Annotated in this window: 26 protein-coding genes; 14 read left to right on the top strand and 12 right to left on the bottom strand. The window is 57.4% G+C overall.

Translation table 11 applies throughout. From position 1 onward, the window contains the following. The first annotated feature begins 163 nt into the window (after positions 1–163). The 4 genes from LMH93_RS16845 to LMH93_RS16830 all read left to right on the top strand — a co-directional run bounded on the left by LMH93_RS16845 (position 164) and on the right by LMH93_RS16830 (position 3,437). The gene (locus LMH93_RS16845; RefSeq protein WP_070095698.1) at positions 164–856 is read left to right on the top strand and encodes a YagK/YfjJ domain-containing protein; all 693 of its coding nucleotides are present in this window, start codon (positions 164–166) and stop codon (positions 854–856) included. Between the two features lie 34 nt (positions 857–890). Continuing rightward, entirely contained in the window at positions 891–1,385 is a 495-nt protein-coding gene (locus LMH93_RS29725; RefSeq protein WP_308115333.1) for a helix-turn-helix domain-containing protein, read from the top strand. 313 nt (positions 1,386–1,698) lie between these two features. Then, positions 1,699–1,938: a helix-turn-helix transcriptional regulator gene (locus tag LMH93_RS16835; protein WP_083285019.1), complete on the top strand. Its 240-nt coding sequence runs from the start codon at positions 1,699–1,701 to the stop codon at positions 1,936–1,938. A 20-nt stretch (positions 1,939–1,958) separates the two neighbouring features. Continuing rightward, on the top strand, positions 1,959–3,437 hold the full coding sequence (locus LMH93_RS16830) for a YfjI family protein (protein WP_070095699.1): 1,479 nt from the start codon (positions 1,959–1,961) through the stop codon (positions 3,435–3,437). 193 nt (positions 3,438–3,630) lie between these two features. Here the strand turns inward: LMH93_RS16830 and LMH93_RS16825 are convergent, their stop codons facing one another. From LMH93_RS16825 to LMH93_RS16815, 3 genes are all read right to left on the bottom strand, one after another. Next, positions 3,631–4,590 (bottom strand): hypothetical protein, encoded by a 960-nt coding sequence (locus LMH93_RS16825; RefSeq protein ID WP_230064400.1) that lies wholly within the window; start codon positions 4,588–4,590, stop codon positions 3,631–3,633. Between the two features lie 162 nt (positions 4,591–4,752). After that, positions 4,753–6,117 (bottom strand): site-specific integrase, encoded by a 1,365-nt coding sequence (locus LMH93_RS16820; RefSeq protein WP_070095701.1) that lies wholly within the window; start codon positions 6,115–6,117, stop codon positions 4,753–4,755. A gap of 623 nt (positions 6,118–6,740) precedes the next feature. Beyond that, entirely contained in the window at positions 6,741–7,778 is a 1,038-nt protein-coding gene (locus LMH93_RS16815) for a sensor domain-containing diguanylate cyclase (protein ID WP_019751946.1), read from the bottom strand. A 367-nt stretch (positions 7,779–8,145) separates the two neighbouring features. Between LMH93_RS16815 and LMH93_RS16810 the strand changes: the two genes are divergently transcribed. The 4 genes from LMH93_RS16810 to LMH93_RS16795 all read left to right on the top strand — a co-directional run bounded on the left by LMH93_RS16810 (position 8,146) and on the right by LMH93_RS16795 (position 11,221). Continuing rightward, positions 8,146–8,631, top strand: coding sequence for a DUF2165 domain-containing protein (locus tag LMH93_RS16810; RefSeq protein ID WP_230064399.1), 486 nt, complete (start codon positions 8,146–8,148; stop codon positions 8,629–8,631). Between the two features lie 45 nt (positions 8,632–8,676). Then, on the top strand, positions 8,677–9,393 hold the full coding sequence (locus LMH93_RS16805; protein WP_070095703.1) for an SDR family NAD(P)-dependent oxidoreductase: 717 nt from the start codon (positions 8,677–8,679) through the stop codon (positions 9,391–9,393). A gap of 399 nt (positions 9,394–9,792) precedes the next feature. Further along, a complete protein-coding gene (locus LMH93_RS16800; RefSeq protein WP_012052874.1) occupies positions 9,793–10,599 on the top strand; it encodes an HNH endonuclease in 807 nt (268 codons plus the stop codon). 67 nt (positions 10,600–10,666) lie between these two features. Beyond that, the gene (locus LMH93_RS16795; protein ID WP_003250692.1) at positions 10,667–11,221 is read left to right on the top strand and encodes a GNAT family N-acetyltransferase; all 555 of its coding nucleotides are present in this window, start codon (positions 10,667–10,669) and stop codon (positions 11,219–11,221) included. A 60-nt stretch (positions 11,222–11,281) separates the two neighbouring features. On the opposite strand, the gene LMH93_RS16790 is transcribed toward LMH93_RS16795, so the two are convergent. The 3 genes from LMH93_RS16790 to LMH93_RS16780 all read right to left on the bottom strand — a co-directional run bounded on the left by LMH93_RS16790 (position 11,282) and on the right by LMH93_RS16780 (position 12,643). After that, entirely contained in the window at positions 11,282–11,545 is a 264-nt protein-coding gene (locus LMH93_RS16790) for a DUF3077 domain-containing protein (protein ID WP_230064397.1), read from the bottom strand. Between the two features lie 151 nt (positions 11,546–11,696). Next, entirely contained in the window at positions 11,697–11,939 is a 243-nt protein-coding gene (locus LMH93_RS16785; RefSeq protein WP_041167026.1) for a hypothetical protein, read from the bottom strand. Between the two features lie 485 nt (positions 11,940–12,424). Next, entirely contained in the window at positions 12,425–12,643 is a 219-nt protein-coding gene (locus LMH93_RS16780; RefSeq protein ID WP_003250698.1) for a hypothetical protein, read from the bottom strand. Positions 12,644–12,819: 176 nt separating this feature from the next. Between LMH93_RS16780 and LMH93_RS16775 the strand changes: the two genes are divergently transcribed. The 4 genes from LMH93_RS16775 (at position 12,820) to LMH93_RS16760 (ending at position 15,136) form a co-directional block, all read left to right on the top strand. Beyond that, on the top strand, positions 12,820–13,536 hold the full coding sequence (locus tag LMH93_RS16775) for a hypothetical protein (protein ID WP_230064395.1): 717 nt from the start codon (positions 12,820–12,822) through the stop codon (positions 13,534–13,536). A 147-nt stretch (positions 13,537–13,683) separates the two neighbouring features. Then, on the top strand, positions 13,684–14,097 hold the full coding sequence (locus tag LMH93_RS16770; protein WP_102885236.1) for a thiol-disulfide oxidoreductase DCC family protein: 414 nt from the start codon (positions 13,684–13,686) through the stop codon (positions 14,095–14,097). Then, a complete protein-coding gene (gene folE / locus LMH93_RS16765; RefSeq protein WP_004575375.1) occupies positions 14,082–14,642 on the top strand; it encodes a GTP cyclohydrolase I FolE in 561 nt (186 codons plus the stop codon). The genes LMH93_RS16770 and folE overlap by 16 nt, the downstream gene beginning before the upstream one ends. 35 nt (positions 14,643–14,677) lie before the next feature. Continuing rightward, positions 14,678–15,136, top strand: a complete 459-nt coding sequence (locus tag LMH93_RS16760; protein WP_230064394.1) for a DUF3429 domain-containing protein — start codon at positions 14,678–14,680, stop codon at positions 15,134–15,136. A 23-nt stretch (positions 15,137–15,159) separates the two neighbouring features. Here the strand turns inward: LMH93_RS16760 and LMH93_RS16755 are convergent, their stop codons facing one another. From LMH93_RS16755 to galB, 3 genes are read right to left on the bottom strand one after another with little or no spacing between them, the layout of a single operon-like run. Continuing rightward, a complete protein-coding gene (locus LMH93_RS16755) occupies positions 15,160–16,245 on the bottom strand; it encodes a 4-oxalomesaconate tautomerase (protein ID WP_230064393.1) in 1,086 nt (361 codons plus the stop codon). A gap of 2 nt (positions 16,246–16,247) precedes the next feature. Continuing rightward, positions 16,248–16,964 carry a 4-carboxy-4-hydroxy-2-oxoadipate aldolase/oxaloacetate decarboxylase gene (locus LMH93_RS16750; RefSeq protein ID WP_212627775.1) on the bottom strand — a complete coding sequence of 239 codons (717 nt, stop codon included), beginning with the start codon at positions 16,962–16,964 and terminating at the stop codon, positions 16,248–16,250. Next, positions 16,961–17,737: a 4-oxalmesaconate hydratase gene (gene galB, locus LMH93_RS16745; protein WP_103518093.1), complete on the bottom strand. Its 777-nt coding sequence runs from the start codon at positions 17,735–17,737 to the stop codon at positions 16,961–16,963. The genes LMH93_RS16750 and galB overlap by 4 nt, the downstream gene beginning before the upstream one ends. Positions 17,738–17,854: 117 nt before the next feature. Here galB and LMH93_RS16740 point away from each other — a divergent pair, with 117 nt between their 5' ends. Next, positions 17,855–19,048, top strand: a complete 1,194-nt coding sequence (locus LMH93_RS16740; RefSeq protein ID WP_230064392.1) for a LysR family transcriptional regulator — start codon at positions 17,855–17,857, stop codon at positions 19,046–19,048. A 14-nt stretch (positions 19,049–19,062) separates the two neighbouring features. Here LMH93_RS16740 and LMH93_RS16735 read toward each other — a convergent pair whose 3' ends face one another. The 3 genes from LMH93_RS16735 to LMH93_RS16725 form a co-directional block, all read right to left on the bottom strand. Then, on the bottom strand, positions 19,063–20,310 hold the full coding sequence (locus LMH93_RS16735; protein ID WP_070095711.1) for an OprD family porin: 1,248 nt from the start codon (positions 20,308–20,310) through the stop codon (positions 19,063–19,065). A gap of 131 nt (positions 20,311–20,441) precedes the next feature. Continuing rightward, positions 20,442–21,704 (bottom strand): gallate dioxygenase, encoded by a 1,263-nt coding sequence (locus LMH93_RS16730; RefSeq protein WP_004575382.1) that lies wholly within the window; start codon positions 21,702–21,704, stop codon positions 20,442–20,444. A 21-nt stretch (positions 21,705–21,725) separates the two neighbouring features. Further along, positions 21,726–23,075 (bottom strand): MFS transporter, encoded by a 1,350-nt coding sequence (locus LMH93_RS16725; RefSeq protein WP_230064391.1) that lies wholly within the window; start codon positions 23,073–23,075, stop codon positions 21,726–21,728. 391 nt (positions 23,076–23,466) lie between these two features. Between LMH93_RS16725 and glsB the strand changes: the two genes are divergently transcribed. Further along, positions 23,467–24,375, top strand: a complete 909-nt coding sequence (gene glsB, locus LMH93_RS16720; protein ID WP_003250725.1) for a glutaminase B — start codon at positions 23,467–23,469, stop codon at positions 24,373–24,375. Positions 24,376–24,405 lie beyond the last annotated feature (30 nt).

Genomic DNA, 24,405 nt, shown 5'->3' with positions numbered 1-24,405 from the left:
TGCAATGCAGAGTCGCCATAAATCGCAGAAGCAATGTGCAGCGTTGACTGCAGGTCAAAGCGTTGATAGATCAAGCGTATAAGTCGAAGCAAGGTGCTTGAATACACCTAGTCCCGTGTACCTGCCGGTGAGTCTTCCATACACGACTGACAGGAAATTAACTATGTTTCATCATCAACCGAAGCGTCACCCAATCAATACTAAACTCAAGCTACACTACGGCAACGAGTATCGTGGTTTCGCTGTGCAGCAGCAGTTGAAACTTGGCCCTTTGATTGAAAGCTACTTGGAACGTGGGCTCGAAACCTTGCAGCACTGTCTCTCGGTACAGGCCCGTACCTTGGTCTGTAGGGTAGACTTGCGTTACCCCGTCGGCCTGATGCCGTCGGATGCGCTCGTCAGCAATGAGGTGATGAGTCGCTTCTTCTACCATCTAAGTAAAGAGCTGATCTGGGCGAGTACAAAGTACACGACTGATATCCGCTACATCTGGTGTCGAGAGCGTAACAGCAGTCAAGCACCGCATTACCACGTCATGTTGCTGCTCAACTACGACGCCATCGGGGGCCTAGGTAACTACGGGCCTAGCGACGACGGTACTTACAGTAGGAACAACTTATTTCATCGCGTCGTGCGTGCTTGGGCCTGGGCAATTGGTTGTTCTGAATACGAGATGTCAGGGCTAGTACATGCCTGCCAAGACAAACTCAGTGGGCAGGTTTACCAGTGCTTGGATCGACGCTTTCCTGACTCGCTCAGGCCGGTTGTCTACGCTATGAGCTACTTGTGCAAGACGTACAGCAAGGCGCAAGAGTTAGGGCAAGGCTTTGCTGTGTTCACTACCAGCCGAATCTGAGTGCTGCGGCATACATGTTCAATTTACCTATTGTATGGTCCGGCATTGCCGCACTATAACTCACCAGATAGGAGTCTTTCGCATGAGCTACAGTGATTATTGGCGTCGTAAATTTCTTACCGAACATCCTGAGTATGAACAACAGTGCCAGGAGCTTCGGTATGAACCGGAGAAGTCATCTCCATCTGTCCGGGCTGCTCCGCTCCCATGGCATGCGAGGGTAAATACAGCGCCGGAGTCAAATTACAGATTACCTTTACCTGGAGCTGCTTCGTCTAATTTCGAGGTCTCGGAGATCTTCCCGCAGAAACGGCCAAAGATGTGTTACGGAGTCACGCCAGACTCAAGCATCATCAGGCTTGCATGTTCCTTGCGCCAACGCTTGAAGCTAACCCAGCAAGAGCTCGCTGCGCATTTGGGGGTCAGCGCTCGCACGCTGCAGGACTGGGAGCAGGGGCGACGTCATCCCACTGGGCCTGGAAAAGCCTTACTGCAGTTGTGGATCGACCGGCAATCAGTGGCCCCCTGAGTCGTTCTGACTGAGAGTCAACGTTTTTCCTGGCTATGGGGCGACTGGGTTCCGAAGGACGGAAGGGATCTGAACGGCAAGCAAGACTGCTATTCCTGCTATTAGTAGCAGGAATAGCAGCTGCAGTGGTCCCGGCTAAATCCGGTGGGGCGGGGACAAGCTGCTAGGATGACAATTTCTAGATCGCAGTGTTTCTAAAATGTCAATACATCTGCTTAGCGTTGGAAAACCCATTTAGCACCCCTGACGACTCTGAGTGGCACGGGCTGTAGAGTCCTTCCCTATTGAGTTCGCAATTGAAGAGGGCGTGGTGATGGGCAATGAAAGTAGTGGTAAATCAACATTAAGAATTTTACGCATTCGGCAGTTGCGAGAGTGCATTGGGCTGAGTAGATCGACAATTTATGATCGGCTAAATCCAATGTCGCCTAGATACGACAGTACATTCCCAAGGCCAATTAAACTAGGAAAGTTTGCCGTGGGTTGGGTTGAGGAAGATATACATCGGTGGATTGGATCTAGGATCGAAGAGGCCGGGAAGATTTTGTCGTGATCTCTGAAGGTGTATGATTTATGAGTTTCTCTAGCTTTGGGTCTTGGGGGGTCTCTGCTTTGGAAGGGGGCTTTCCAAGGTATATGTCTTTACCGGTGATAGTGAGTGCGGTGGATGAGGCGGAAGGGCATATAAAGGCCCCGAGGGCACTCGTTTTTTCATCTGCTCTGACGGCGATCGCTATAGCTTCTCAAGGTTTGATTGATGTTTGTAAGCCGAATGGACAAATAGTTCCAGCATCACTTATGCTGCTGACGATTGCGAACTCTGGAGAGAGGAAGTCTACGGCGGAAAATATATTTCTTAGAGGAGTTCGCCATTTTCAGGATGAAAAGGACTTGATTTATCTTAAGGAGCTTTCTGATTGGAATGCGAAGTGGTCAGTCTGGGAGGCTCGCCGGAAGGCCATGTTGAAGGAAATACTTCGTTCAGGTGATGAAGGAGAGAGTGAGGAATATCGGATATTTATGGCGCATATGGGTAATGAACCGGTCAAGCCTAGACGTTTTAAGTTGATTTACGAAGATGCTACTTCAGAGGCTTTGTTTTTGGGATTATACCAGAACATTCCTGCAGCAGGGCTCATTTCTAGTGAGGGTGGGGGAGTTTTGACTGGCAAGGCATTTAATGATTTGTCGAAGCAGAATGCCTTGTGGAGTGGGGATGCAATAACTGTTGATCGAGTATCGTCTGAAAGCTACGAGCTAAGAGCTCGTCTGACGGTATCGATAATGGTTCAAGAAAAAACTTTCTTGAGTTATATGGCAAAGAATGGAGAGATATCACGGGGATCTGGTTTGTGGGCTAGGTTTTTGGTTTGCAATCCAAGATCGACCCAGGGAACTAGATTGATTGGTGGAGGGGTGGCCACTTGGAATTGTTGCGAGAAATTCTCTGAGCGCATTGGGGAGATACTTAAAGAAAGTGTTGGATTCCTGATGGGTCCGGCTAGGTCAAGATTAGTGATTAAGTTTTCTCAGGCGGCGGCTCAAAAGTGGATAGAAATTTTCAATACGGTTGAGTCGGCTATTGGGCCGGGAGGAAGGTTTTTTGGCATGGGTGATCATGCGTCAAAGTTGGCAGACAATATTGCAAGGGTGGCGGCCTTGTTTCATTTCTTTGAGAGAAGAAGTGGTGATATAGCTCTGGAGACTTTGGATGCTGCTATTGATGTGTGTTTTTGGTACTCTGGCGAGTTTCTCCGTTTGTTTTCATCGCCGCCTCAGGAAGAGATCGACGCACAAGAATTGGATGACTGGCTACAAGTAAGACGTGAGGCGGGTGAGAGATTTGTACCAAAGAATATCATACTGCAAAAGGGGCCCGGGAAGTTACGAAAAGTAAAGCGTTTAGATTCTGCTATTGAAGTGCTCTCTGCGCAGGGTAAGGTTTCTCGGTCAAAATTTGAAAATGTCACATATCTCGATATTCTTCCTGAGTATTCGATGAGTAACTTTTCTTCTAGGACTATTATCTCTCCTTACAAGTCTTCAATTTAGGGGGCATTTGTCCTGCGTGATGTTGTGTCGAGATCAAGATAGGTATCAATGTATAAATTTGTTTTGATGGTCTCGATTGTGATAAATAGCCAGAAGGTCTCAGTTTCTTGCTGGTGTGTTGTAAGTTTTGCCGTTTCTTGTAAGTCGAGAGCGCCACCCGTTAGGATGGCGTTTCATTATAGGTGAATATCGTTCACTGGAGGTTCTGGATGACGTCATTCAGCGATCTGACCTCTGCAAGCTGCTCTGCGTAAGTTTGCAGTTGATCCATGTCGTTTGTAGCCTCCAGCTTTTCAATTGCTGATTTCGGCAAATCCCCAAAGCGCTGCTTAAGTTGCAGAATTAATGTTGCTCGTACGCCTTCAATACGTCCCAGGGTGCGTGCGGCGTCTAGGTCCATCTGGCGTGACTCCTCTGTATCCTGCTTGGGAAACGAATGGCGCAGGGAGTATCCTAATTGTTCTCGATCCGCTTTTCGCTGACTGCCTCGTGTGACAGTGCGAGCAATATCAAACAGGACATTGCGAACCTGGAATTTTAAGTCTTCGAGGTTGGTGATGTCTAACATTTGGTATTCTTTGTTGGCTTTGAAAATGCGTGTTGCCATTTCGTCGGCTGCTACGGTTTTATCCAAATTTTTACATTTAGGGTCGTTATATATCATGCCTCGGATCATGGATTCAAGAAGCAGTGATTTCATGCTCTTAGAGGGCTGCTGATTCTTGCCCCGTCCCCCGGCGCTTGCGCGATTGCTGTAGTGCTTGTTTTCCAAGTTTTTTAGTACTTCGAGCATCGCCAAGTGGCGATTGGATAGCATCAGGGCATTGATCATATTCTGCAGGATATGATCAGTTGCAGCGGCTCCTAGGGAACTCATTGGGATGAAATGATTTTTATAGATATGTTTCACATAGACTGCTTGGCGTAGAGCTATCTCGGCATGCTTGGATAGTTGCTCATCAATCGCATGTTTACCTTGTCGGATAGTCAGCTCGATTTGTTGATCTTGCGAAGGTTGGATCTCTAGACTTTCCATCCTTTCATACAACCACTGCACGCGTTGTTGGTGTGCAGGCAAAGCGATCTTTTGCAAATCACGTACCTGCTTTTCGACGTTTTCAGCTTGTGCGAGTAATATCGTCGCTGTACGCATATCTGGCCTTGATCCACGCTCACTCCGGAAAGACAAGTTTATACTCCTCATTGTTCGAATGGCGCCTCAGTGTAGTGGGGCCAGCATGAGAGGTGAGATCGAGCGTCTGTTGCTAGAGTCGTCTCTCGTGGTTTCTGTGGGCTATACAGGTGCAACAGTATCTTATGAAGATGGGGTGGCGAGAGTCTCTGAGGTCATTTGGTCCAAATGTAATCCAAGCTTGTGCCAAGCGTCAGCCATCTCTTTTGTATAGCTATGACGCTGATAGGTGCGTTTAACCTTGTTTTCTTCAGTGTGATTCAGACACCGTTCTGCTACTTCAGGAAGTACTCCCAAGGCGGTCATGATAGTGGCACCGGTGCGCCTAAGATCATGCGGGGTCCATTTCCCTCCGCTCAACAATAGGGCTTGTGCTTTGGCGCTACGATTACTCATCACTCCCTGATCAGGCTGGCGCTGCCTGTCGCCAAGTTGCTTGGTTACGGTTTTGGAACAGACCGGGCCGCTGTCTTCCGTGTTGGGGTAGCACCAAGCGGAGTGACTGTTAAGCACTCTGATTTTTTCGAACTGTCGGATGGCAAATGAAGAGAGCGTGATACTGTGGGCTTTTCCGTTTTTGCTGTTCTCTGCCGGTATGAGCCAAAGGCCTTTGGCGAGGTCAAGGTGCTCCCAGCGTGCGTTGAGCAGTTCACCAATGCGGCAGCAGGTGGAGAGGGCAATCCAGATTGCAGCTTCGGTGGATGGGAGTAGGCCGGCTTCAGGAGTGAGCAGGGCGAGGGCGCGGATCTCATCATCGCTCAGCACTCGGTCGCGTTCGACATCCTTGCCGCCAATCTTGGCCTTGCGGATGCTGGCGGTCGGATCGTGCTCAATCAGATCTCGATCCACTGCGAACCGAAACATTTGTCGCATCAGGCTAAGGATGAGCTTGGCCATACGGTTGACGCCGCGAGCGAGAAGGGCATCGGTCACTTCGGTGACGTGTCCTTTTTTTACGTCTGCCACGGCTATTTTGCCTAACAATGGCAAAACGTCCTTTTCAAACATGCGGCGAACCTCTGCTCCACCATCCTTGCGGTTGATCAGGTCGACTGTGGCCCAGTGTTCGAATAGCTCGGAGACGCTTTTTCTTGCGGCCTGTCGGGCTTGCTCCGCTTCTGCGGCTGCTTTTTCTGCTGCTAGGCGAGCGAGCTCGGCGTCCCGGGTGGCCACGCGCGCCGCCTCTTCAGCTTCAAAATGCTCCCGGATATCCCTAATTCCTGCCTTGTGCAGGCCAGCAAGTTCCTTCGCACGTTGGCCAGCTTCGGCCAGGGTCATGGTTCCCTCAAGCCCATCACGGCTGTAGGTGCCGATGGGATAGGTGATACGTTCACCGATGCTGTTCGCGTAACGGAAATAAAAGAGGCGTTCTCCGCTGGTGGTGATGCGAGCGACCAGGCTGCCATGCCCCCAGATGGCAACTTCACTGAGCCACTTGTCACTGACCCCGGGTTTGGCGGTCATTTGTCGGTCTGTAATCTTGGCCATCTGGTTAGTTTTCCCGTTGCCAATTGGTTGCCAATTGAGATTCTCTGGTTGCCAATTCGTTGCCAATTGAGATCGGCTTTCCTCGAACCGCTGTGGGCTATTTTGGACGGTAGAATGGATAAAATCCAGTAAAACCAGGGGTTTGAGCATTGTGTTTCGGATGAGGTTGAATCAGATAAGATGGGTATTTACCTTTATGGGGTGCAAGGGGTAGAGTGTTCGAATCACTCCGTCCCGACCATATATTTCAATGACTTAGGCCATTTCCGAAAGGGATGGCCTTTTTCATGTGCGTGACTTTTGCGTGACGTCTCAGGATTTTACGCCTGCCTCCTCTTCAAAATTGTCAGCAACGGCCCACGCGAGTCCGTCGCTGAAACGTTGTTTGCCGCCTTTATCAACACTCCCTCACCGAAGCGGCATCAGTGAATCTCGTGGCTCGCCGGGACCCGCTGAGTTTCAGCGCCCCCTCAATGCCGAAGCTCAAGGCGCTAACTCAATTCGTTTCATGAAGCGCACGATTGCGGCTTTCGAACATCGAACGTTCGCTTAGCGAGCGCCTGTCCAGATGAGGCGCTCTCGTATAGGGGAGTATCGCTCCATGTTACCGAGTCTTAACGTCCTCAGGATAACGCTGGCACATAGACAACTTGGTCACGCCCCCCATGTTTGGCCGCATAGAGACCGCCGTCAGCGCGCTTTATTGCATCATCAATCTGCTCACCCTGGGTGAGCAGGGTGCATCCAATGCTCATGGTCATCTTCCGAGGGCCGCCGGGCATCAAAAACGGCGTGCTGCCGATTGACTGACGCAAGCGCTCCGCAATCTGCGTTAATTCTTGGCTATCTTTAACCCGTAGCAGGGCCACGAACTCCTCTCCTCCCTGGCGTACCAGCAGGTCATCTGGCCGAAGCGTAGCCCGCAGTCGGCGGGCACACTCGCAGAGCACTTTATCGCCGGCATCGTGGCCATGCTCGTCATTGACGGATTTGAAACGGTCGAGGTCTGCGTATACGGCACCTAGCTGTAAACCTCGCTCCTCAGCCAAATGAAGCTCTCGGTTCTGAAATGCTGCCAACGCCCCGCGGTTCCATAGTTGTGTCAAAGGATCAAGCAAAGCCCTGCGCTGCCCGCGATCCATTTCAACACGCAGAGCGCGATTGACCTGAGCTAGGCTCCGCAGTTGCAAATAACCCTCGGTGAGCGTGGCTAAGTCCCGAAAATGAGCCTGTTGTGCCTCGCTGAGCTTCCGCGGCCGAGGATCGAACATGCACAGGGTGCCAATGGCTTTGCCATTTGAGGCACGTAACGGGTGGCCCGCATAGAACCGGATATAGGGTGGGTTCAGCACGAGGGGATTGTCCTCGAAGCGTGAATCGCACCTGGCGTCGGAAACCATCAAGGTATCTTCACCGAGAATCGCGTAGCCGCAAAAGGACACATTGCGCTTCGTCTCGCTTACCTCGATGCCGATTCGAGCCTTGAACCACTGCCGATCCTGATCGATTAGGCTGATCAGAACGGTCTCCACCTGGGCTAGTTCTTGGGTGAGTCGTACCAAGGTATCAAGATAATGCTCGGCCGGCGTATCGACCAAGTCCATGTCATCAAGTGTGCGCTGACGAAGTGCTTCATCAGCGGGTAGGGGACAAGCTGGCATGTCTGTTACTCCACTCCTTGGTTCGTTTTTTCACAAACGCGGATAGAAAAATCTCAAGCATCTTGGCCAATGCCGCACACGCTCGGCGCCTTCAGGCCAGCCGAAGTAGAGAGCATAGCAAACCGGTTGGCTCTATCCCGGATCCTCCAGTGGGTCATACCTGTGGCGTTGATCGGCGCGGCTCGGTCGGTCGCCCAAGACCTCGACAAACTTCTAAGGCTTACCGGCGGCTTGAACAAACGGTTGAGGTTGTCGCCCCTGGCTGCCTTATTGGTAAACCGGTATTGACCTCGAGTTAAGTCAAGGTTTTAGAGTGGCGTCCGGACGCTCTCGCTGCTTTCGGAAACGAACTCACAAAGGACCCGGAATGGACACTCCGACTTCACTGCTGATTTTCCAGATCACCTGCTGCATTGGCTTGAGCCTGTGGCTGAGTATCAGCCTGATCAACAACCTGCAGGCCTTTGCCAGCTCAGCCGGGGCGATCGGGGAGACCATGTCGATGGCGCCGCTGACCCAACCTCCCGGAATCAGCCTCCCTCTGCTGGTGCGAGCGATGACCTCTCACGCCATCCATCGCTTGGCCTTGTCGATCATCGTGCTGACACAGGCAGCCGCCGTTCTCGCGGCTTGGGTTGGCTGCTATGAACTGCTGCTTGGCGCCGGCCTGGAGGTGGCGCGGCCCTGGTTGAACCTGGCCTTGAGCGCAACGGTCGGGTTCCTGTTCGCGATGCTGCTGGGCGGGATATGGTTCGGCTACTGGATCCGCCAGGAAGGGTTGCAACTGACCCATCTGCTGTTGATGGTCTGGATCCTGCTGCACTTCGTCGTACTGAATGTCCGCTGGAGTTGAGCGGCCTAGGGAAGCTTGGAGCATTTCAGTTAAAAGGAGCAACAGATGAAGATGATGATCGTAGGCGCCGGAAGAGGGTTGGGCCGGGCTTTGCTCGAAGGGCTCGGCAAGCCAGGGGACACGCTGATCGGCGTATCACGCAAACAGCCGTCAGACTTGGCCCTTGCCCCGGGCATCGATCTGCAGTGGGTCGATGCCGACCTTGCCAAGCCAACGGCGGCTGTGGCACAGATCGCGGATCGGGCACCTGCCGATCTGGATGTCCTGATCTACAACGTTGGCATCTGGGAAGAACACGCCTTCAGCGAGCACTATGCCTTCCTTGACGACAGCGACGAATCGATCACCAGGCTGGTCGAGGTGAACATCACGGCCACGCTGCTTTTGCTCAAGCGCCTGGTGCCCAAGTTGCTTGGTGCGCCCCGGCCGCAGTTGATCCTCACCGGTTCGACCTCAGCTCTTCGCCAGAGTGGGCGCCCGGAGGTAGCGTTCGGCGCCTCAAAGTTTGCCCTCAACGGCATGGCTGATGCGCTGCGCGAAGGTTTCAGGGATGACAACCTGGCGGTGACCGTGCTTCAACTGGGTTATCTGAATACCGACGACTCCCTGAACACGCCATTGGCGCAAGCCGCAGCACGTGGCGAGCGGCGCCAGGTACCGGTGCATGATGTGGTCACTATGGTCGACGCGCTGTTGCGCTTGTCCGGGGCTTCGTTTGTACGGGAGCTGATCTTGCCGGCTATCGGTGATGAGCGCTTCTGAGGCCAAAGCTGCCATCAGCCCTCAAGTTTAGTGGCTGTGCTGCCGTCGACACTCGCCCGGTGTCATCCCTCTTCAGGCTTGAAGGCGCGCAAGAAAGAATTGGCATTCATAAAGCCAACCAGAAACGCAATTTCCCCTGGGGACAGGTTTGAGCGAAACGGCCTGTAGCCGTGCCGTATCGTCTTTTTTTAAACGATTACGTCACTGAGGCTGCATGGATTGGACGCTTGTACCACTGTTTTGAAAACCGTTGAGCTACGCAAAACCACCCCTGCAGAGAATTCGCTTGAGCGGTTAGGGCGACTGTGATTACGCCGGAATGTTGTCCTTTTTCCGCTGCGCTGTAGGAAAATTCCTCTTTTTTGATAGGCTTCTGCCGTCAGTCGAGAGGAAAATGGAATGCCCGTCGTCATCGTTGAAAACGATACATCACAGTGGGAAGACCAGACAGGCGCTGTCTATCACTTCCCCAAGCGTTACCAAGCCTTGCTCGCTCAGGGAACCGAGGTTGTTTACTACAAAGGGCGTATCAAAGATAAAGCCTTTGCCTCGGTCCGTCTTTGTGCCAATCCGCACTATTTTGGCAAGGCACGTATAGGCAAGGTCTACGCAGATAGCAGTAGTAATAAGGGTGATCTTTTTGCTTTGATTGAAAATTTCATTCCATTTGAAAGCGCTGTTCCCGCCAAAATCGACGGCGCGTACAGGGAGACTATCCCCGGCAGCCGCGCGAGTAACTACTGGCGTGACGGGGTTCGGCTCATTTCTCAGTCTGATTACGACGCTATCTTAAGCCACGCGAAGCTTTTAGATCCGCGGTTGGATACTGCTCTACCGCAGTCAGAAGACGATCCGATTACATTTGAATCGGCTAATGAAGGCAGCAAGACAAGCTACTTTGGAACCCGATACGAACGCCGGAAAGATCTTAGGATGAAGGCCATCGCTATTCACGGGCTTGACTGCAAAGCATGCGGTTTTGATTTCGAGCAGGCTTACGGCGAACATGCAAAGGGCTTCATTCACGTTCATCACGTAGTACCTATTTCGAAATTTGGTGGAGAACAGGCTGTGAATCCTGAGACAGACCTCGTAACGTTATGTGCCAACTGTCATGCGGTAGTCCACCGCAAGCGCGACATGACCCTCAGTGTCGATGAGCTGAAAGGCATGTTACGCGGACGATGGGTCGTCGAACCTCAGTAGCCTAGCTACAGCGTTCAATCCAATAATATGAGTATCTTCTAACACGCCAATAGCTCTCGCTGAAGCAATGCACAATGGAGGTGGTATGCTCTTTGTTCGCCCTGTAGCAGCATCTGATTGGCGATCTTATCGGGATCTACGTCTGCGGGCCCTACGTGACTCTCATGAGGCGTTCGCGAGTACTCACGAGCGTGAATCAGTCCGGGACGACGATGATTGGCTAGCCCGCGTATCAGCGGTCGCTAGCTCCAGCACTGCTCAAGCTTTCTTCGCTCATTGGAATAATGAGGCGTGTGGCTTGGTGTGGTGCAAGGCATCCGACGTTGAGTCAAGCGTTGTCGAGATTTTCCAGATGTGGGTTGCGCCTGATGCACGTGGGCTCGGAGCCGGGAGTGCCTTGCTTGAGAGGGCTATCACATGGGCTGAAGATCGCGGTGCGGCATGTGTCCGTCTTGGTGTGACGATTGCAGATAGCCCGGCGATGCACTTGTACAAAGCGAGCGGATTTCATGCAGTCGGCGCACCGGAGCCTTTGCGTGAGGGTTCGGCTTTGATGTCGCAATCGATGGAACTGAATCTTGGATCACGTCTAGCAAGAAAGGGGCAGGGGTTAGGTCGCTGAGTCGCCTTCAAAACCGGGAGTCGCATAGGTCTTGAAGGCACCCAGTCAATGATGAGTCATTCAGCGCATCATGCCCAGTTCAGCATCATCCATCAGTGCCTTGGCCAACGCGCAAAGGTAGTGCGAAGCCCAGATCAACTGAGGTTTATCTTCCATCAATCCATCCAGAGTCATGTCCCGTGCATAGCCCATCAGCTCGGACGCCTGTTCACGGGCCCTTTGGCAAGGGATGCCGGCTTCGATGCGGAAGAGGGGATGGGTCTGGTTTTCACCTTGGTAGAAGGTGGTTTTGCCGACGGTGAATTTGGTTTCTTCTGTGGACATTCTTCAGTTTCCCCAAGATTGCTTCAGCCTGTACGGGCCTATTCGCGGGTGAACCCGCTCCTACAGGAGCACGGCAGTCTTCAAGGCTGAGGGAGTGCCTGGGAGGGGGTATCCGCGAAGAGGCCGGCCCAGGCAGTACATCAGCGACACGTCAATGCATAGTCCGAGGCTCACTGGGCATCTGCACTTGGGCTATTGCGGACTCGAGCAAAGCTCTCAAGGTCTCCAGTTCATGCATCGAGGTCATCATCAAAATCGACGCGGGGGACTTGGGCTGCAGCAGCATTGCCTGATGCACGACGGTCGCCGCGCATAACGCGTAGTCCGTAGCCTGAATCAGGGTGTCTTCCAAGGAAAGAACGTTGTGGGGTGGATCAGGTACTATTTTCAGCATAAACCCTCTCAGTGCCTTACAGGGCTGCCGCAGTACCGCTGTCAAACGGAAGGGTGGCAGCTGTTTGTGGGTTGACAGACCGGGGGCACTGAGAATCCCGGCGCACACGAAGGTGCCCCACGCACAGCTGCCATAACTGGCATTGCACATGCTCTCAGTGAACCACGGTCTGTCAAAACCGTGCCGCCAATGGGTGGCGACAGGCCGAGACTAGGGCTGACTATTTCCATGTGCAACGAAAATCAGGCGCGAGGAGTATCTTTGGGAAATGGCCTACAAGGAAGGGGTAATTTCTGATTTTTCGACCCACTCCCGTTCCCCAGAACGTCGACAGGAAACATGCGGGCAAAAGAAAGCCCGCCGAGGCGGGCTAAGTACTATCACGTAGGGATAGCTTCATCCTGCCCAAGCCACTGTGAAAATGGGGTGAAAGAAAGGTCCCCATAACGTCATCATCCAGTGACGTTAGCGGGGCCCCGCGCCCTTTAAAGCTCGGCTTTCTGCCGCTGTTTGCGCTGAAAGCGGGTAACCGCGATCTGGACGGCAGCTGCAACGAGGCACAGTAGGCCGACTTTCCAGCTGCCCTCCAGGCCGTAATGCTCGGCGATCTTCCCTGTGATGATGACGCTAACGAAGATGGCGAAAGGCAGGATCAGTTTGTTCATCGGGTCTTCCAGCAGGCTGCAGATGGCTCGGGTGAACATGCAGTTCACCCAGCGGAAAGGCCGCGATCTTAGCAAATCCGGTTGCGGCGTTGTGGTCACTTCCAGAGCGGTTGCAAGGTGTGTTGTCTGTATCGCGATAATGGCAAAGGGTCAGTATGGACTTGCGCGACCCAGCCCTCGAAACTGATCCATTCGCATCTGGACCAGGGCCGGTCATGAATAACCTGCAACGCACACTCTCTCTCATGCTGCTGCTGGCAGCCGCTTCATTGACCGCCTGCCTCCCCTGGAAACGCGAACGCGCCGCCTACGCGGACCTTTGCGAATCCGAGTTCCAGTTCAAAGTGCCAGGCCCGCAGGGGGAGACCACCCTCTACCTGGAAACCTACCTCTACGACCACGCCGCCCTATGGGGCGAAAAGCGCTATGAGCAAAGCCTGTACGTGCAGTACCCGGGCGAGAAGTACTCGCGGCAGGAATTCTTTGTGCAAATGATCGCCTACAACAAAGACCGCCAACGCCCGTCGACCGATGCCAAGCGTGGCGAGCCGCCGATACCGGTGCTGTACGACAGCCGTCGGGCTTACATCACCTTTGAAGACGGCTCGCGCCTGAATGCGCGGCCCGAGGTGTACTTGGGCATCAACGAGACCTACGACTTTCCGTTGGTGAATGTGAAGACCGCCCGGCCATCGCCATACGACATCAACAGCGATGAAGTGCACCGGATGATTCCCAGGATGACCAACAACAAGCGCTATGGCTCGGCTTATGTGATCTTTCAGACGGACAAGTTCGAGGCAGATTCCAAGTGGACGATTCATCTGGGGGTACTGAATGTGCAGGGCCGCAAGGTGCAGATTCCGCCGCTGAAGCTCTGCTATCACCCCGTTAAGAAATGGATCGGGATCGAGCCGCTCATGCGGCCTTGAGTGGAAGGTGTCCGCCATGGGAGGTTTGGCGGCGCTCGATCTCACCGGCAATACAAACCCTCCGGCGAACATCTCCCAGCCCCCATTGCGAATTTCCTGGTTTCAGCTAACTTATACAAAAACCTGTACAAGCATGAGAGGTTGTACATGTATTGCGAGTGGCCCTTCACCCTGTACTTTGACGGCGCCTGCCCGTTGTGCGCTCGGGAGATCGCCTTTCTGCGCAGGCAATCGACCGGGGGAAAGCTCATCCTGGTTGACATCAGTGCGGATGATTTCGATGCAGGGGCATTGGGCTTCACGGTTGAACAACTGAGGTCGTGCCTGCATGGAAGGTTCGCGAGCGGGCACTGGGTTACAGGCTTGGACGCCACCTTGTGGAGTTGGCGTGCTGCCGATGTGGGCCTGTGGGTCGCGCCACTGGCTTGGCGTCCGCTACGTCCCCTGTTTTCGGTTCTTTACAGGCTGTTCTGTCGATTGAGGCCACACTTGGCCTGGCTACCACATCCCGCTGGCGGTCACCGCTGTAGCGGTGAGGAGTCCAAATGTCACATTCGTTAGCCGAGCACTACCATGAAATCCTGGTCGGTATTGGTGAAAACCCGCAGCGCGAAGGGCTTCTGGACACACCCCAGCGTGCGGCAAAAGCGATGCAGTACTTGTGCAACGGGTATGCTCAGGATCTTCACGAGGTCGTGAACGGTGCTCTGTTCGAGAGTGAAAACGATGAAATGATTGTGGTGCGTGACATTGAACTCTACTCATTGTGCGAACACCACATGTTGCCGTTTATTGGCAAGGCGCATGTCGCGTACCTGCCAACAGGACGCGTGTTAGGGCTTTCCAAGGTTGCACGCGTGGTGGATATGTTCGCCCGTCGTTTACAGATACAGGAAAACCTCACGCGGCAAATTGCGTATGCCGTGCAGGAAGTCACGGATGCCGCAGGGGTAGCGGTCGTGATCGAAGCCAAGCATATGTGCATGATGATGCGCGGTGTAGAGAAGCAGAACTCGGTGATGATGACATCCGTGATGTTAGGTGAATTTCGCGACGACCCCTCTACGCGGCACGAATTCCTTAACCTCATTGGACGACACAGTTGACGTCCGGTCCTGAACCGTCGCGAAGGGGCGCCCAGATGAATACCGATGCTACTGCGTTATCTCCAAGCCGCTTCGCTGTCCTGGGTTACGGCGGTCTGCTGCCGTTTATTGGTTTGACGCTGCTCATCCTTTTTTGGGCTGAGTATCGAGCGTTTTTCTCGATGATGATGGTTGGCTATGGCGCGGTGATATTGAGCTTCGTCGGTGCCCTGCACTGGGGGTTTGCCATGACGTTGCAGGGTTTGCCCGCAAAGCAGCGTCAAGAGCGACTGGTGTGGAGCGTTGTACCGGCCCTGATCGCTTGGGTTGGCACGTTGCTGCCTGTGCCATTGGGGTGTCTGGTGTTGACCTTTGGTTTTGTCGGCAATCTTTGGCAGGATCGCAAACTGGCGCAAGCGATGCCGGGGTGGTATCTGCCGATGCGCGTGCATCTGACTGCTGTAGCGAGCCTCTGTTTGCTGGTCAGTGCACTTGCGGTGTCCATTCATTTTTGAAACCCCAAGCGACCATTGATGAGTCACTTCTGCGGCCCACCCCAAATATCTCGCCCGATGCACACAACCCCGTCAAACAGCAAACGCGCCGTCCTCACCAACCCGCACCCCTTGATCACGCCATGTTCCAGGCTGATTTCCACCGTAAATTCCCCACTCGGATGCTCCACCGCCAAACGCTGACGATCACCGCCGGACGCGCTGGCAAGGCCCTGTGCAACCGACCCCTCAATCAAGCAGGCCGTGGCAACACTCACCGCACCAAACACCCCGATGGACGCATGGCAGCGGTGAGGGATGAATGAGCGCGTATTGACCGTGCCGCCGTTGCGCGGTGCTGACAGCAGGCACATTTTTGGCACATTGCGCTGGCTGACATCACCCAGGTTCATGCGTGGGCCCAGTTGCAGGCGGATGGCTTCCAGGCGTGTTTTCAGGGCGCTGTCGGCCTCCAGCGTGTCGCACGGCTCGTAGCCGGTCACGCCAAGGTCCTCGGCACGCAGCAGTACCACCGGCATGCCGTTGTCGATGCAGGTGACTTCCACACCCTCGACACAGTCGCGGCTGTTGCCGGTGGGCAACAGGGCTCCGCAGCTGGCGCCGGCCACGTCGGCAAACGTGACCACCAGCGCCGCCCCACGGCCCGGCACCCCATCAATACGGGTATCGCCGGCATACTCCACCTGGCCATCGGCGGTCGGCACCTGGGCGACGGCGATCTGCCCGGTGTTTTCCATGAAGATGCGCACCGGTGTGCTCGCGCCGCTGGCGGCCACCAGGCCGCGCTCGAGGGCGAACGGCCCTACGCCGGCCAGAATGTTGCCGCAGTTTTGCCCATAGTCCACCCGCGCCTCGTCCACGACCACCTGAGCGAACAGGTAGTCCACGTCGGCGTCATCGCGCTGCGAAGCGCGGATGATGGCGACTTTGCTGGTGAGCGAGTCGGCGCCGCCGATGCCGTCAATCTGCCGGGCATCGGGCGAGCCCATCACTGCCAGCAGCACCCGGTCACGTAGCGGGCCAGGGGCGGGCAGGTTGTCATGCAGAAAATAGGCGCCCTTGGAGGTGCCGCCGCGCATCAGCAGGCAGGGTATGCGGGTCTGGCCCATGTTCAGCCTTCCAGGTCGGTGAGGTGGTCGACATAACGCAGGCCCTTCGCCGCCAGGCGCGGGCGCATCTCGTAGATGTCCAGGCCAAGCTCGCCGGCCGCCAGGCGCAGGCGTTTGCGTTCTTCCAGGTCGGCGCGCTGGGTGGCGGCTTCGAGTACCGCCTTGGCTTCGCCATGGCGCACCACCACTACGCCGTCGTCATCGGCCACCACGATGTCACCGGCATTGACGAGCTGCCCGGCACACAGCAGCGGCAGGTTCACCGAACCCAGCACTTCCTTCACTGTGCCTTGGGCATTGATCGCGCGGGACCACACGGCAAAGCCCATGTCGCGCAGTGTCTGGCTGTCGCGCACGCCCGCATCGATCACCAGGCCGCGCACGCCGCGGGCCTGGAGCGAGGTCGCCAGCAGGTCGCCGAAATAGCCATCGCTGCACGGCGAACTGGGCGCCACCACCAGTACGTCGCCTGGGCGGCACTGCTCCACGGCAACATGGAACATCCAGTTGTCGCCTGGGGCCACCAGCACGGTTACCGCGCTGCCGGCCACCGCCACACCTTGCTGGAGGGGGCGCACGGCAGTATTGAGCAGCCCCTTGCGACCTTGGGCCTCATGCACCGTGGCGACACCCAGCCGGCCCAGGGCATCGATGATGTGTGGCTCAACGCGTGGGATATTACGCACGACGATGCCGGTCTTGCCGATCAGCCCGCTCATGCCAGGTTCTCCGTCACGCGTGGGAACACGCTCTGCAGGCCTTCGGCGTAGACGATGTTGCGTGCACTGGTGATGCCCACGTTACGTTTGGCTTGCACGCCGCGCTGCAGGGCTACACGGGTGTAGTACTCCCACAGGTGTTCCTGGCCGGCCATGCACTGGATGGCGGCATACTTTTTGTCCCACACCGAGGTAATGTCCAGGAACGTGTCCGGGCGCCATTCGCACTGCTCGGGCTGGTGCGGCTCAAAGGCGTACACCGGCGGTGCGCCAACGATCTTCTCGCCCGGCTTGTAGCCTTCAGCCTGCGCGATGATGCGGGCTTCCTGGGCCAGGTGCATGGCCAGCGGGTGGTCGTAGTTGTAAGGGTCTTTGAGGGAGTGGCTGAGTACGAACTCCGGTTGTACCCGGCGATACACATCGGCCAGGCGGAACAGGGTGTCCTTGTCGGCGCGCATCGGGTAGTCGCCGATGTCGAAGAACTCCACGCTGGCACCGAGGATTTCGGCCGCCGCCATGGCCTCTTCACGGCGTGCGTCCTTGACCTTGGCTTCGGTCATTTCACCCTTGCGCCACAGCTTGGCAGACTCACCACGCTCACCGAAAGACAGGCAGACCACGTGCATGGCATAGCCTTGCTCAGCGTGCAGCGCAATGGCGCCACCGGCACGCCAGACAAAGTCGGCCGAATGTGCGCTGACCACCAGGGCGGATTTTTGTGGGGTATTCATGGTTCGTTGGCTCCTGCAGTGGGGGTGGGCGCAGGATGTCATTGGCCTGTGCAGGGCACTAATGCGTTCATTTGCAGCGGCTATGCGTTTTATTTATTGCCGGGCAAGCGGGGTAGAGGCATAGTCGCCGCAGTCACGAGCCGAGCGCCGGGAGCCCTTATGATCGATGTCGAACTGCCCAACCTGATGCAAGTCCGCGCGTTCATCCGGGTAGCCGAGCTGGGCAGCGTTTCGCGGGCGACGGAAGTGTTGTTCCGTGCTCAGTCCGTGGTCACCCGCGCCATCGCCGAGCTGGAGGCGCGCTTTGCCGTGCCCCTGTTCGAGCGCCATGCCAATGGCATGCGCCTGACCGACTATGGCGAGTGCCTGCTGCCGCGCGCACAGCGCGTGCTGGCGGAACTGGACGGCGTGCCGAGTTTGCTGGGCACCGCGCAGGGCGAGCCCCTCTACCTGTTTCAGGCGCGGCGCCTGCAGGTGTTCGTGAAGCTCTGTGAAATACGGCACATGCAAACCGTGGCGCGGCACTTCGGCCTTAGCCAGCCGGCGGTCAGTGCGGCCTTGAAAGTGCTCGAAGGCGGGTGCGGACAGCCCTTGTTCGTGCGCACGTCGCGCGGCCTGCAGCCCACTGTGGCCAGCCGGGACATTCTGTTCCCCATCCGCCGGGCGCTGAACGAGTTGCGCCTGCTGGACAGTGACCTGAGCGCGATGCAAGGCACCCTGCGCGGGGTGGTGCATGTCGGCGCGTTGCCGTTGGGCCGCTCGCGCATTCTGCCGGATGCCATTTTACGCTTCACGGCCCAGCACCCACAGGTTCGGGTGGTGACCAACGAAAGCCCGTTCGACCTGCTGGCAACCGAGCTGCGGGTAGGGGATGTGGATTTCGTCTTGGGCGCCTTGCGGCCTCACGACTATGCCAGCGATCTGGTGGGCGAGCCGCTCATCAACGAGGAAATGGTGGTGCTGGCCCGTCGAGGGCACCCGCTGTTGCACACACACCTGACGCTCAAGGACGTGCACCACGCGCGCTGGGTGTTGCCGCGGGCCGGTTCGCCGGCCCGCCAGCTGCTCGACAACTGCTTCGCCGCCGCGGGCCTGACAGCGCCGTGGCCGGTGGTGGAAAGCGCTGATCTGGCGGTTATCCGTGGCCTGCTGGTGCGTTCGGACATGCTGGCGGCGGTGTCTGCGCACCAGTTGGCTTACGAGATTGCCAGCGGCGAACTGCAACGCCTGCCGCTGGCACTGCCCGGCACTGCCCGCGCCATCGGCCTCATGCAGCGCAGTGGCTGCCTGCAGTCACCGGCGGCAGTCGCGCTGATGGCCTGTATCCGCCAGGTTATCACCGAGCAGGCATAAGCTCGGGAGGGGCCTCAAAGCAGGCTCAGCGGGTAGCTGACGATCAGCCTGTTCTCATCGAAACTGTTGGTGCTGCCCCAGTCCCGGCGCTGGCTGGAGTTGCGCCACTTGAGGTTCAGGGCCTTCAACGGCCCAGACTGGATCACATAGGCCAGCTCGCTTTCGCGGCCCCACTCAGTGCCGTCCTGGGTGCTGGCGTTGTGCACGTTGTCGCCGTGGATATAGCGGTTCATCAGGGTCAGGCCGGGTATGCCAAGCACCACGAAGTTGAAGTCGTGGCGCACCTGCCAGGAGCGCTCGCGGGCGCTTTCGTAGCTGGAGCCGAAGGCGTCGTTGGCCAGCGTGCCGCCGCTGGTGCCGTTGACCCGGAACCATTCATCATCGCCCATGACCTTCTGCAAGCCGACGTAGAACGTGTTGCCACCCAGCTTCGCCGAGAACAGGCCCGAAGCGGTGCGGTTGTCCAGTTCGCCTGCCTTGGCGCCACCGTCATCCTTGCCCCAGAAATAGCCCAGGTTGGCGCCCAGTACCCAGTTGCCCAGCGGCTGTTGATGCTGCACCTGGAAGTAGCGCTGCTGGTAGATGTCTTCCAGCTGGGCATACCAGGCGCCGACCAGGGTGCGCTCCTGGTTGAAGCGGTATTCACCGCCGGCGAAGTTGAAGCGGTCCGAGGTGAAGGCTGTGCGCGTGAACAGGCTCATGTCCTGCATGCTGGCGTCGTTGCGCGGGCTGTTCTGGCGGAACTGGCCGCCATACAGGCTCAGGCCGGCCAGCTCGTTGGAGGTGACCTGCGCGCCCTGCAAGGTTTGTGGCAGCGAGCGGCCGTCATCGGCGCGCAGGATGGGCAGGGTAGGTGACCACTCGCCGACTTTGAGTTCCGTCTTGGACACCCGCATCTTGCCCGCCAGCGCCGTGCGGCCAAAGTCGTCCGCCGGGCGCCCGTCGTCATGAACAGGCAGCAACTGCGTGCCGGCGGTGCCCTTGCCGCCATCAAGTTTGATGCTGTAAAGGCCCAGCACGTCAACGCCGAAACCGACCACGCCGGGGGTGAAGCCGGACTTGAAGTCGAGGATGAAACTTTGCGTCCATTCCTCGGCTTTGCCTTGGCTTGCCGTGCCCGTGTAGTCGCGGTTCATGTAGAAGTTACGCAACGTCAGGCTTGCCTTGGCATCGTCGACGAAGCCTTCGGCCAGGGCTTGCAGTGGCAGGCTGGCTGCCAGTGCGAATGTGGGGACGAGCGGGTACAGGGTGCGGCATTTCATTATTTTTATTCTCCAGGGATGGGCAAAGCGCTGCCTGCCAGCGGCGCATCGGCGCTGGGCAGGTTGAATCAGGGAGCGGTGGGGGTGGCGGCGCGGGACGCGCCGTCACACGATCAAGCGGGTTGCATCGGTCAGTTGGGTGCTTTGCCGGCCACCGAGTAGCGAACCTGCTGGTTACGGGTCTTCATGAAGTCTTCGATGCTCTGCCCGCGCATGGCGGCGTAAATGTCCAGGTTGGACACACCCAGTACGGCGCCCAGCTTCTCCAGTACGAAGAAGATCACCCCGTAGTGGATCAGCCCACGCCAGTCGCGGCGGCGCAGCAGGTCGCTTTCCTCTTCGCTCAGGCCTGCCTCGCGGTACAGCGCTTCGGGTTCGCTCAGGAAGCGCTGGCGCCACTGCGGCTCGATCATGCGATGCAAGAACTTGTTCAGGCGGTAGCCCTTGGCACTGCGCTCCAGGGTGTAGGGATAGGTGCCCTCAAGCTGCTCAGCCCCTGCCAGCTGATGCTGCATGTGCTGGCGGTGGCGTTCGTTGACCGGTGCCGGCAGTGCCTGGTCGCGGTTTTCCAGCAGCAGGGTGGCAATGCCGGTCATCGACGGCAGGTAGTAGCTTTGGTGCTTGCGCTCAACGTTGGCAGACAATGCGCCACGCATGATCAGCCAGGTGATCACCTCGGCGCCTTCCATGCCGCCGAGCGTGGCGTACTCGGCCAGTGTCATCTCGGTAAGGCGCTGCGGGTCGTTCACCAGCAGGTCAAGGAACTGCGCGTCCCATTCCGGGTTGTTGAAGCCGCAACGCTCGCCATGCACCTGGTGTGACACCCCGCCGGTGGCGACGATCGCCACCTTGAGGTCTTCGGGGTAGCTCTCGATGGCGCGGCGCAATGCCTGGCCCAGTTTGTAGCAGCGCCGGGCCGTGGGGATCGGCAGCTGCAGTACGCCGACCTGCAGCGGCACGATCTGTACGGGCCAGCTTTCATCGCAGGGCAGCAGCGCCGACATGGGCGAGAAGAAGCCGTGGTCCAGCGGCTTGTCGCGGAAAAAGCTCATGTCGAACTCATCGGCCATCAGGCTCTGGCCGATGTGCCGCGACAGCGCTGCGTGGCCGCCCACTGGCGGCAGGTCCCGCGGATTGCCCCCTTCATCGGCCACGCCATACTGCTCGTCTACGCCCAGGGTGAAGGCGCTGTAATGGTCAAAGAAGAACGAGGTGATGTGGTCGTTGAAGATATAGAAGAGTACGTCCGGCTGGCGCTGCTGCAGCCACGTGCGGATCGGCTCGAAGCTTTCGAAGATCGGCGCCCAGGCGGCTTCTTCCTGTTTGTCGTGGTCGACTGCGAAGCCGATGGTTGGGGTGTGGGAGACGGCCAGGCCACCAATGATACGAGCCATGCGAAAGTCCTCTGTTACAGGTTACGGCGCGGTTACTGCGGGGGTCGCGCGCAGCCGGGCGTGGCCGTTGGCCAGGATCGCCAGGGCGGCGGCGAATGCCGGCAGGCCGAGGAGGGTGAACAGCAGCGGCAGGCCCAGCCCCAGGCTGAGCACGGCACCACCGATGAGGGAGCCGAAAATGGCCCCGAAGCGCCCGATACCGAGCATCCAGCTTACACCTGTGGCGCGGAACTCGGTCGGGTAGTAGCCAGGGGCGAAGGCGTTCAGGCCGGTCTGCGCGCCGCTCATGCAGAACCCGGCAGCCGCCACGCCCACCACCAGCAGGCTCGACTCCAGGCTCAGGGCGCCCAGTGAGACGATGCACAGGCCGCCGAGGGCGTAGGCGATGGCGATGACTCGGTTGGGGTTGCGTCGGTCCATGATCCAGCCGACCACGATTGCGCCCACTGCGCCGCCGATCTGGAACAGGCCCGTGATGGTGGCGGCGCGCTCGATGGACAGCCCGCCATCACGCAGCAGCGTCGGCAACCAGCCCATGGTCAGGTAGATCACCAGCAGGCCCATGAAATAGGTCAGCCACAGGGCCAGGGTGCCCAACCGGTAGCGCTCGCTGAACAGCTGCCGGGCCGGTGCCTTGTGCTGCGTGGTTGGCTCACTGACGATGAAGCGGGTGCTGGCAGCGAAGCGGCCGCCGAGCTTGGCCAAGGCTGCCGCAATCTGGCTGGCCGGTGCCTGGCGTGCAGCCAGGAAGCGGGCGGACTCTGGCAGCAGCCACCACAGCAGGGGCAGCAAAGCCAATGGCAGCAGGCCGCCGGCCAGCAGTACCGACTTCCAGCCGTGATGAGGGATCAGCCAGGCGGACAGAAAGCCGCCCAGGCCCGAGCCCATGTTGAAGCCGGTGAACATGATGGTGATCATCAACGAGCGGTTGCGGGTAGGCAGGTATTCGGCGAGCAGGGTGGTGCAGTTGGGCATGGCCGCACCCAGGGCAATGCCGGTCAGCAGCCGTAACACAGCCAGTTCATAGGGGTTGCGGGCGAAGGCGCAGGCCAGGCTCAGCAGGCTGAAACCGCTGACCGCGATCAGCAGCACTTTCTTGCGGCCCAACCGGTCGGCATACGGGCCGGCGGTCAGTGCGCCGATGGCAAGGCCGACCATGCCGGCACTCATCACCGGGCCAAAGGCGGCGCGCGACAGGCCCCAGTCCTGCATCAGCGAAGGCGCGATGAAACCCATGACGGCGACATCGAAGCCATCGAACAGCACGATCAGGAAGCACAGCGACAGAATCAGCCACTGGTAGGCAGCAATGGGGCGGTTATCGATCCAGTCTTTGACATCGATAGGGGCATCGACAGGAGGCTTAAGCATGCGTGGTCACCTTTGTTCTTGTATTGGTGTGAATTGCGCCGGGTTCCGGTAAGGCTTCGAACGCGTAATGGCCCAGCAGCAACCACCCCGCCGGACGACGGCGTGGGGCGGACTGTAATCCCATGGTCCAGGGCAGCGCCTGCGGGATTTCTTTAATGAGATATCCAATTTTTTTATCGCAGACTTCGTGGCGCTAATGTCGCGTCAAGCTGTGCCGCTCGGCAGCAAGCTGTTGCCCTGTAAAAGACCTGATGCGCTGCTGGCGTCGTCAGGCTTCCTGGTGATGAAGACGCTGACGGTGATTTGTTTCTGAATGTGTGATCTCTCCCGCTCAGTCTTCGTCAAGAAGACTGCCCCTCGCCGTCGTCTGGGGATTGATACAGGGCCTTCCATGCAAACGCTGTTGAACGAGATTCTCGAAGAAGTACGTCCCTTGATCGGCAAGGGCAAAGTCGCTGACTACATTCCTGCGCTGGCGGACGTGCCGGCGAACCAGCTGGGCATCGCTGTCTATGGCAACGATGGCAGTTATCACTGCGCAGGCGACGCGCGGGTGCCATTCTCGGTGCAGAGCATTTCCAAGGTGTTCAGCCTGGTTCAGGCCATTGGCCATTCGGGGGAAGCCATTTGGGAGCGGTTGGGGCATGAGCCTTCGGGTCAGCCGTTCAACTCGCTGGTGCAGCTGGAGTTCGAGCGCGGGCGGCCGCGTAACCCGTTCATCAATGCAGGGGCATTGGTGATCTGCGATATCAATCAGTCGCGCTTCGCTGCCCCCACGTTGTCGATGCGCGATTTTGTCCGACGGCTTTCAGGCAACCCCCACATCTCGATCAATACCCGGGTCGCTGATTCGGAATATCAGTTTCGCGCGCGCAACGCTGCCATGGCGTACCTGATGCAGTCATTTGGCAACTTCCATAACGAGGTCGAGACGGTGCTGCGCAGTTACTTCAGTTACTGCGCACTGCAAATGGACTGCCTGGACCTGGCGCGGGCATTCTGCTTCCTGGCCAATGATGGGTTCTGCAAGCACAGCGGTGAGCAGATCCTGACGCGGCGCCAGACCCAACAAGTGAACTCGATCATGGCCACCAGCGGGCTGTATGACGAGGCGGGGAATTTCGCCTTCAGGGTGGGTTTGCCTGGCAAGAGTGGTGTGGGTGGCGGGATCGTGGCGATCGTGCCGGGTCAATTTACCGTATGCGTGTGGTCGCCAGAGTTGAACGCTGCGGGCAACTCCCTGGCCGGGATGGCGGCGCTTGAGCTGCTCAGTTCGCGGATCGGATGGTCGGTGTTCTGATCTGCGAACTCAGGGGCCATCAGGCGTCGC

The organism is Pseudomonas sp. CIP-10 (genome assembly GCF_020911845.1).
Classification (GTDB): domain Bacteria; phylum Pseudomonadota; class Gammaproteobacteria; order Pseudomonadales; family Pseudomonadaceae; genus Aquipseudomonas; species Aquipseudomonas alloputida.
This window is presented reverse-complemented; position numbering and strand designations above follow the sequence as displayed.